A 9,286-nucleotide genomic window follows, 5' to 3' on the forward strand; every position below is an offset into this window, starting at 1 on the left:
GGTCCTGCATCCAGGCGCCGACCTCGGCGACATGGGCCACCAGGCCGCGTTCCTGGATGATGCGCAGCGTCTCGATCGCCACGGCGGCGGCGACGGGATGGCCGCCGCCGGTGAAGCCGTGGCCGAACGTGCCGATGGCGTGCGTCTGATCGGCGATCGGCTCGAACACCCGCTCGTTCAGCAGGATGGCGGAAATCGGCAGGTAGGACGACGAAAGCTGCTTGGACAGCACCATCACGTCCGGACGGATGTCGTACGTCTCGCAGCCGAACATCCGGCCGGTGCGGCCGAAGCCGCAGATGACCTCGTCGGCCACCAGCAGGATGTCGTGGCGCGCCAGCACGGCCTGGATCTTCTGCCAATAGGTGCGGGGCGGCACGAGGACGCCGCCGGCGCCCATCACCGGTTCGCCGAAGAAGGCGGCGATCGTCTCGGGCCCCTCGCGCAGGATCAGATCCTCCAGTTCCTGCGCCAGCCGGGTGGCGAAATCCTCCTCGCTTTCGCCCGGCCGGGCGTTGCGGCGGTAATGGGGCGCGGTCAGGTGCAGGAAGCCGGGCAGCGGCAGGTCGAAGGCGGTGTGATTGGCGGGGATGCCGGTGAGGCTGCCGGCGGCGACGGTGATGCCGTGATAGGCGCGGTGGCGGCTGATGATCTTCTTGCGCCGGGTCTGGCCCAGCGCGTTGGCGCGATACCACAGCATCTTGATGACGGTGTCGTTGGCCTCGGATCCCGAATTGGTGAAGAACGCCTTGCTCATCGGCACGGGCGCCATCGTCACCAGGCGCTCCGCCAGATCGACCATCGGGCCGTGCCCCTTCTGGCCGAAGGGATGGTAGTAGGGCAGACGCGCCATCTGCCGGGTCGCGGCCTCGACCAGGCGCGGCTCGCTGAAGCCCAGCCCGACGCTCCATAGTCCGGCCATCGCCTCGATATAGCGGTTGCCGGCCAGGTCATAGACATGGATGCCCTCGCCCCGGTCGACGATGAGCGAGCCGCTTTGCAGATTCGCGCGGGCGTCCGTCAGCGGATGCATGACGTAGCGCGCGTCGCGCATTTCAGTTGTCGTGAAATCCTGTGTCATGGAGGGTATATTTCCTGATTTTTCCGTCAGAACCCGATGGTGACGGCGCCGGCGATCGCGAAGCCGCCGCCGATCTGGTAGGTCGGGCTCTTGCCCGCGATGGTGGTGCCGTACAGCCCCTTCATGGTGCGGGCGTTGGAGGTCAGACCGGCCGCCTGGGCATAATAGATGTTGTTACCGATATTCATCAGATTGATCTGGATCTGCGGCCGGTACAGCGCGGTATGGGCGACATGCAGGGTGGGCATCCGGTAGCCGAGCGTGATGTCGGAGGTCAGATAGCCCGGCATGCTCTCGTCATTCATGAAGGTGCTGTAGCGGCGGCCGATATAGTTCAGGTTGAAATTCCCGAAATACGTGCCGTCGTCGTAGGCCAGCCCGATCGCGCCGGTGAAGCTGGGCGTGTTCACCGCCATCTTGCCCGCCGTGGGCAGCAGGTCGTTGCCGACCCTGAAATCATTGTCGGTCGTGGCATGGACGTACGAGCCCGAGGCATAGGGGCTGAAAAAATGCCACGGACGCAGCCCGACTTCGAGCTGCGCGCCGCGGATCGTCTGGCCGCCCAGGATGATCGGCGCCGTCACCAGCGACCCGCCGACGAAGGCCGTCGACAGCACGTCGTGATTGACCATGTTGTAGTTGAACAGCGCCGCCGACAGATGGACCAGCCCGTTATGGCGGTAGCCCAGTTCCTCGCCGATCGCGTATTCGGATTTCATGTTCTGCGGATGGCCCTGGATCGGGATGGGCGACGCCGCGTCGTAGATGTCGATATAGGCTTCGCTGCGGTCGGGCGCCTTGAAGCTGGTGGTGCCGTTGACGTAGATCTGGTCGTCGGGCGTGATGTCGAAGCTGGCCGAGAGCTGGGGCAGCGGTTCGACATAGTTCGCGCCGTTCTTGTAGGTCGCGGCGCCCGGGATCAGGTTGCTGACCCAGCGCTGGATCATCACCGCCTTGAAGCCCGCGTTCATCTTCAGCCGGCCGCCCAGGGCGGTGTAGGCGTCTTCGAGGAACAGGGCGTTGGTCTGCTGGCGGAACACGATGTCCCAGCCCGACATCACCTGGCCGTCGGCGGTGGTGACGCCGTAGCGCCCCCAGGCATTGGCCGGCAGGCCCTGCGCGCTGGTCGCGGCGTAGTTGGCGCGCTCGGGCATGTCCAGATAGGCGTACCAGTAGCCGGCGCGCAGCGTATTGTGGCCGTGCGTCCAGGCCAGGTCGGTCATCAGGCTGAGCGTGCGCTGGTGCTGCGGGTCGACAACCTCGACCGTCTGCCGGCCGTTGGCGGCGACGTCGGGCAGGCTGAGCGGCCCCGCCAGTCGCGTGCCGTAATAGCTGTGATCCTGGCTGATGGTCTCGCCATAGTTGGTCCATTTGTCCCAACTGATGAAATAGGGCGTGACCGACAATTTCAGCCCGCTGCCCAGGTTGAGACGGACTGGGGCGACGATGGCCAGCACATCGTTGCGCAGCCGCGACAACTGCCAGTAGCTGCCGACGCCGGGCGTGTAGTCGGCGTTGTAGTAGAGTGCGGAGGTGCCCAGCTTCTCGAACGCCGCCTTAGTGGGGGTGGCCGCGCCGTTGGCGTTGATGCCGCCGGCGATGTAATGGCCCCACAGGAAAGTCAGGCCGGCGCTGTTGCCGTCGCCCCATTCCTTGATCGCCTTGGCGTCCACATGGTGGCGGGTCAGCGATCCGGGCGTCTGCCAGAACCGGTTGTAGCTCCAGGAATAGGACATGAAGGCGCGGATGCCGGTGTGGCCGATCTCGCCGGTGTCGATGCGGGCGAATTCCTTCTTCATGTTCCAGGTGCCGTAGCTGGATTCCAGCAGGCCGCCGAATTTCCGTGCCGGGTCGCGCAGGGTGGTGCGGATCTCGGCGCCCACGGAATAATAGGCCGGACTGCTGATGTCGGGCGATCCCTGGGTCAGGGCCACCGACGACACGTTTTCCATGTCCGGGCTGCCGCCGATCGCGTCGGGGCTGAGATAGACGCCGTCGGTCAGGGGAATGCCTTCCACCAGATAGCCGACCTGCGTGTAGTTCAGGCCGCGCACGACGATCCCGCGCGAAATCTGGCCGTACGGATCGGACCGCGCGTAGGACACGCCCGGCATGCTGGCCAGCATCGCCTGGACGGTGGTGTTGGCCGGTTTCTTGGCGATGAAGTCGCGCGTGACCTCGCTGCGGGATTTCGGCGCGGTCTGCACCGGCATCATGCCGCCGCCCGGCGTGGTGTTGCGCACGCCGGTGGGGGTGGTGATGCCGCCGGTGACGGAAATGCTCTCGCCAGCCGCGACGGGACGGGCGGCAGGATGGGTCGCAGGATGGAGGGGCGGAGCGGCATGGTGCGCCTGCGGGGTCGTCAGGGTCGCGGCCCGGCCATCCGGCGCGGGCGACCAGGCGCCGGCACAGGCGATGACGGTTCCGGAAATCAGCGCTCGTCGTCGTGGCGTGGTCGGCAATCGCATGATGATGACCTCCGGTGGCGAAATGTCCGGCCACATGTCCGGCCTGGACTGGGGATATTTCGTGATATATTTGATAAATGTATTTAAATTTACATTATTGCGTAAATTTATCGGTAAATTCAGGAACGGAATGCATTTTTTACTTCGTTACGATGAACGATATCACCCTACCGAAACGTTCCGGAAGCGACTTTTTCTTCGCGTGTGGAAACCTGAAGTTTCCACACGCGGTGCAGGGCTGCCCGGCCTGTTTTTTTCGAGGCCGGTTCGGTCGCGCCGCGTGGGATCGACGGTCGGGCGCGTGTTCAGTGACGGTAGTCGGGCTGGTCGCGGTCCAGCTTGCGCCGCAGCGCCGTCCAGACCAGTTGTCCCTTGTCGGCCTCGTTCGCGAACTGGGCGTAGGTGCGGGCCAGCGTCGCGGGGCCGGGCAGGCTGAGGGGCGCGCCGGTCGATTGCGCGGCGATCTGGATGCGGCAGGCCTGTTCCAGATAGTACATGCGATAGAATGCCTCGGCCACCGTGCTGCCGATGGTCAGCAGCCCGTGGCTTTCCAGGATCATCGCCGTGTGGTGGCCCAGGTCGCGGACCAGCCGCTCGCGCTCGCTGAGATTGTCGTCGGCGGCGATGCCCTCGTAGGCATGGAAGGCGACATGGCCGGTGAATTCCATGCTGATCTGGTTCAGCGGCAGGATGCCCTGGGTCTGCACCGCGACCGCCATGCCGGCCAGGGTGTGGGTATGCATCACGCAGGCCGCATCGTGCCGCACGCGATGGATGGCGGAATGGATGACGAAGCCCGCCGGGTTGACGGAGCCGGCGGCGGGCTGGGTCGGATGGCCGTCGGCATCGACCTCGACCAGCGAACTGGCGGTGATCTCCTCGAAGAGATATCCGTACGGGTTGACCAGGAATCGGTTGCCCGCGCCCGGCAGGCGGACCGACAGGTGGGTGTAGATCAGGTCGCTCATGCCGAACAGGGCGATCAGCCGGTAGGCCGCCGCCAGGTCTTCACGCAGATCTCGGTCGTTCATGGTGTGGTCTCGGTCCGCCGGAAGGGAAGCAGGGAATGCCGGCCGGCAGCGTAACGGACGGATGGCGGGACGGGAAAGCGACTTCCTGTTCGCGGGTGGGCACCGTGGGTTTCCAATCGCTTTACAGGAGCCGGGCCGGCCCCGTAGGATTCCGCCAGGATGTCGGATGGGTTTTATCGTGTCGATGAAGAAACGGCTTTCCCTTCCACCCTTCGGGGCGCTGCGCGCCTTCGAGGCCTATGGCCGCGCCGGCGGCGTACGCAAGGCGGCCGAGCATCTGGGCGTCAGCCACACGATCGTCGGGCGGCATCTGCGCACGCTGGAGGATTGGGTCGGCGTGGCGCTGATCGACCGTGCCGGCGGCACGCTGACGCAAAAAGGCCATGCCTATCACAAGGACATCACCGACGCGCTGGACCGCCTGTCCAGGGCCACCGAGCGGCTGCGCCCGCGGATGGACGATGCGGTGCGCATCAGTTGCGTGTCGGGCTTCGCCTCGCTGTGGCTGGCGGCGCGGGTGGGAGCGTTCCGACGCAGCGAACCGTCGGTCAACCTGATGGTGCGGCCCTTCGACCGTATTCCGGATTTCGACCGTGACGATCTGCATGCCGACATCCGCTATCTGCGCGACGAGGAACTGGATGCGTTTCCCGCCGGTTGCAAGAAAATGCAACTGGCGCGGCCGCCGATGTTCCCTGTCGCCAGCCCCGCGCTGGCGGCCGAGGTGTCGGGCCGGGTGCGAAGCATCACCGACCTGCTGACCGAGCCGCTGATCGAGGCCGAAGACAGCCAGGAATGGCATCTGTTCCTGGCCGGCCACAAGGTCAGTCCGGCCTCGTTCGTCCCGTTCGGCCGGCTGGGCCATGCCAGCGTCACCCTGGCGGCCGCGCGCCACGGCCAGGGGATTTCCCTGGCCAACATCTTCCTGGCGTCCGACGATCTGGAACGCGGGACGCTGGTCCGGGTCACGGTGCCGGGACAGGCGTTCGATCGGGTCTTCATCGGCGGCTATTACCTGATCGCGCCGGAAAACAACTGGAACCGGCCCCAATTCGTCCGTTTCCGCAACTGGCTGACCGCCGAGGTCGCGTCGTTTCTGGACCGCCATGCGCCGTAGCGTCGGCAGGGCCGCCGCGCGCAGTGAACCGCGGACCGGTCCGGAATCGACGCTCGCCACCTCCTCAACGCGATGATGATCTCCGACATACCGAAAATATCGCTTTCGCTGCCGACCCGTTGGCCGCGCGCCATGCGGCCGGGCGGGATCGTCGGCCCGACCGGCGGCGCGCTTGCCCTGCTGCTGGCCGCGCTTGTGCTTCGCTGGCCGACATTCGGGGATCCGATGCTGGGGTGGGACGAGGAATTCTACCTGTTCGTCGGCGGCAGGATGCTGCATGACGACATCCCGTATGTCGATATCTGGGACAGGAAGCCCATCGGGCTCTTTGTCATCTACGCGTTCTTTCATCTGTTCGGGCCATGGCGGGTCTGGGCCTATCAGATCGGCGCGCTGCTGTGCGTCTGGCTGACCGCGATGCTGGTCACGCGCATGGCGCGCCATGTCGCCCCGCCGGCGGGCGCGTTCATCGCCGGGCTGCTGTATATCGCCTGGCTGAACCAGGCGGGCGGACATGGCGGGCAGTCGTCGGTTTTCTACACGCCGCTGGTTGCCGCGGCCATGGCATGCATCCTGGACCGGCTGCCCAGGCTGGGCAGCGATGCGACATTGCTGCGGCGCACCGGGGTGCAGGCCATGGGCCTGTTGGGGATGGCGATCCAGATCAAATATACGGTGATCGGAGAAGGCGTATTCGCCGGTCTTCTCCTTCTTGGCCAGAGTGGGCTCGGCCAGAGCGGGCGGGACGTCCGGACCTTCCTGAAAAACGGGTTGCTGTGGGTTTTTGTGGCGCTTTTCCCCACGCTGGCGGTCTTCGGCCTCTATGCCCTGGCGGGGCATGGGCGCGCATGGTGGTTCGCCAACATCGACTCCATCTTCCTTCGCGCCGCGCCGGATCCGCGCCGATATGTTCCGGAACTGGCCGGCACGATCGTCGTCCTGGCGCCGATTTTCCTCGCCCTCATGCTGGGCTGGCTGTCGGGCGCCGGCGCGATGAAAAACCCGCGGGACATGGCGTTTCTGCGGCGATGGACCCTGGCCGCCTTTGCAAGTTTCCTTCTGTTCAAGGCGCGTTTCGTCCATTACAGCCTGCCCCTGTTCGCCCCGCTGGCCGTGGCGGCGGCGCCGTTGTGGTTCCGGCGATCGGGGCGGATCGCGCTGCTGCTGCTGCTTGGATGGGCCATCCTGCAGGGCGAGCGGACCGTCTGGCTGAATTTCGGCCGGGTGGACGACGCCGCTCTCATGAATCGGATCGTCGAGACGGTTTCCCATCCGGCGGGAGAATGCGTGTTCGTCTATCAGGGGCCGCAAGCCGTGTACGACCGGGTGCCCTGGTGCGGGCTGACCACCCATCCTTTCATGGGGCATCTGTCGGACATCGAGGAAGCGCATGCCACCGGCATCGACGTATCGTCGGAACTGCGGCGCATTCTGGCGGCGCGGCCGGGCTATATCCTGCTGATGCAACATGCGCCTGCCGGACGGATCCCGGAAGCGGAACGCATCGTCCATGACGCCCTCGGGGCGGGTTACGTTGCGGTCCGATATGTCCCGGCCGCGCGCGGCCTGGTGATTTTCGAGCGCAGGGATCTGCTTTCGGCGGGGGCGTCAATCCCGCGCGGCGCGATGCCGCCGACGGAGAGGCGCCGCTCTTCATGAGAACCGATCGGCGCAGCACGACAGGACAGAATAGGACTGGCGCAATCCGTCCGGCGGTTTTACGAAAATTCATCCTTCCACCCATGCCCGGCGGCCGGTCGCGGCGTTATCGTGCCGCACCCGGAGAGGACTCTGCCCATGGATCGCCTGATCGCCCTGATCACCAGCCTGCTGCTGGGCCTGTTCGGCCTGATCGTCACCGCCATCGCGATGATCGAGCATGTGGTCCGCCAGATCCTGGCCGGCATGGGCATCGTGGGCGAGTTGCAGACGGCGTTGCTGGTGATCCTGCTGGTGGCGCTGATCGTCGGGGCGTTCCGCGTCTTCGGCGGTGTCTTCTCGATCCTGATCGGGACGGTCCTGGTCTTGATCCTGCTGCACGCGCTGCTGGGCGTCGCGGGCGTTCCGCTGCGCTGACGCCGGCGAAACCTCGCATCCGGGCTGCGGCCTTCGCGCGTGCGGCTCAACGCGACCGGCGAAACGCCACAAGCCGGGACAATTCCTGGGACATGCCGCGGACCGAGGCCATGCAACGCGGCCATGCCGGTCCCTTGCGCACCGGGCCCCGCGCCGGCCCGCCATGCGGCGTGATGCGCACCGGGCCGTTTCCCGCCAGGCCGCGTCTCTCCATGGCGCCGCCCAAGGTTCCCCCCTGGGCTCCCCCCTGGCGGGCCATCCGGTTCGTGCACCATTCATCGACCAGGATATGGCCGATGATTTCCGCGGCGTGAGTCATTGGTTGCAGCCCTCCCTTGCCGGGGTACGGCGGAACAACCGTCAGGCAGGGGCACGGTTCCGCGGCCAGACGGGGAAAAACGCGCTATCCGTGATGCTCGCCATGGCCGCCGCCATGCTCCCCGCCGCCATGGCCGCCGCCGCCAGGCGGGCCCCCATGGAAACCGCCCGGCGGGGGACCGCCATGGAAACCGCCGCCCGGAGGCGGTCCACCGTGAAATCCGCCCTGCGGTCCCGGATGGGGGGCCGGTCCGTGGAATTCTGGTCCGTGGAATTCCGGACCGCGCATTTCGGGTCGGTGCATTTCGGGCCCGCGTTCGGGCCCCCGCATTTCGGGCCCGTGCATCTCGGGACCGCGCATTTCGGGGCCCCGCATTTCGGGTCTGCGCATTTCGGGCCCGCGGAAGCCCGGACCGGGCGGGGGCCGTCCGCCGCCCCAGCGATCATGGCCCCAGCGATCATGGTCCGAATACCAGGGGCGGCCGCGATAATGGGCTCCCCAATAGCTGCCGAACGCGAAACCGAACAGCGGCAGCCCCAGCATCGGGCCATAGGTCAGCAGCGGACCGGGTGCGTTATTGTAGAGGATCTGCAACCGGCTGGCCGGCGCCCAGCCCCGATAGGGGCCTTCGGCGACGTCGCACCAGCCCCAATCCGGTTCGCAACCGTAGATCTCGACCGGCGCGCCGGGCGGCAACGACCCCACCAGCGGATAATCGGGGGACGGACCGGCGAAGATGTCGGTGCCGCCGACGACGACCCCGGGCGCCGCCTCGGCCGGGGCGGCCATGCAGGCCCCCACCGCCAGAACGGCCGCCATGATTTTCATGTGCTTGTTCATCCGAACCCGCCGCCTCGTTCCCATCGATGTTCCAACGTCGTCCTTGTGTCCCGCCGCAGGAATCCCGGAGAGCGGCAGGCCGTCAGGACAGTCTTTCAACCAGGACATTGTTTTATCTGGGCCGGCTATACGGAGAAAATATGGCCGACCGCGCCGCTTTCCAATGGCCGGGCCCGATTTTCCCGCCCGCGGCAAGGGGCCCGCCGCATCGCCCCTGCCCCGGCATCTTTCCCCCGGCATCTTTACAGTGCCGGAAGCGCGATGATTAAGTGGGCGTGTCCCTGACGCGAACGTGATGGAATCGCCATGAAGCCCGCACGCCCCCCGCGCGCGCGACGCCGCCGCGCGCGCCTC

General features: G+C 66.4%; 8 protein-coding genes. 3 read left to right on the top strand and 5 right to left on the bottom strand.

Annotation, left to right across the window (positions count from 1 at the left end):
• From HUK84_RS06245 to HUK84_RS06255, 3 genes are all read right to left on the bottom strand, one after another.
• The coding region (locus tag HUK84_RS06245; RefSeq protein ID WP_176639509.1) for an aminotransferase at nt 1–1,081 on the bottom strand (1,081 nt) is incomplete at its 3' end.
• A 26-nt stretch (nt 1,082–1,107) separates the two neighbouring features.
• Nucleotides 1,108–3,549, bottom strand: coding sequence for a TonB-dependent receptor (locus tag HUK84_RS06250; protein ID WP_176639510.1), 2,442 nt, complete (start codon nt 3,547–3,549; stop codon nt 1,108–1,110).
• 305 nt (nt 3,550–3,854) lie between these two features.
• Nucleotides 3,855–4,580, bottom strand: a complete 726-nt coding sequence (locus HUK84_RS06255; RefSeq protein WP_176639511.1) for a class II aldolase/adducin family protein — start codon at nt 4,578–4,580, stop codon at nt 3,855–3,857.
• A 184-nt stretch (nt 4,581–4,764) separates the two neighbouring features.
• Here HUK84_RS06255 and HUK84_RS06260 point away from each other — a divergent pair, with 184 nt between their 5' ends.
• The 3 genes from HUK84_RS06260 (at nt 4,765) to HUK84_RS06270 (ending at nt 7,773) form a co-directional block, all read left to right on the top strand.
• Nucleotides 4,765–5,697: a LysR substrate-binding domain-containing protein gene (locus HUK84_RS06260; RefSeq protein WP_176639516.1), complete on the top strand. Its 933-nt coding sequence runs from the start codon at nt 4,765–4,767 to the stop codon at nt 5,695–5,697.
• A 132-nt stretch (nt 5,698–5,829) separates the two neighbouring features.
• The gene (locus HUK84_RS06265; RefSeq protein ID WP_176639512.1) at nt 5,830–7,356 is read left to right on the top strand and encodes a hypothetical protein; all 1,527 of its coding nucleotides are present in this window, start codon (nt 5,830–5,832) and stop codon (nt 7,354–7,356) included.
• Nucleotides 7,357–7,494: 138 nt separating this feature from the next.
• Nucleotides 7,495–7,773 (top strand): hypothetical protein, encoded by a 279-nt coding sequence (locus HUK84_RS06270; protein ID WP_176639513.1) that lies wholly within the window; start codon nt 7,495–7,497, stop codon nt 7,771–7,773.
• A gap of 46 nt (nt 7,774–7,819) precedes the next feature.
• Here HUK84_RS06270 and HUK84_RS06275 read toward each other — a convergent pair whose 3' ends face one another.
• Together HUK84_RS06275 and HUK84_RS06280 are read right to left on the bottom strand one after the other, a co-directional pair.
• A complete protein-coding gene (locus HUK84_RS06275; RefSeq protein WP_176639514.1) occupies nt 7,820–8,092 on the bottom strand; it encodes a hypothetical protein in 273 nt (90 codons plus the stop codon).
• Between the two features lie 84 nt (nt 8,093–8,176).
• A complete protein-coding gene (locus HUK84_RS06280) occupies nt 8,177–8,920 on the bottom strand; it encodes an SH3 domain-containing protein (RefSeq protein ID WP_246285456.1) in 744 nt (247 codons plus the stop codon).
• Between the last annotated feature and the right edge of the window lie 366 nt (nt 8,921–9,286).

The organism is Nguyenibacter vanlangensis, assembly GCF_013376155.1.
GTDB classification, from domain to species: Bacteria; Pseudomonadota; Alphaproteobacteria; order Acetobacterales; family Acetobacteraceae; genus Gluconacetobacter; species Gluconacetobacter vanlangensis.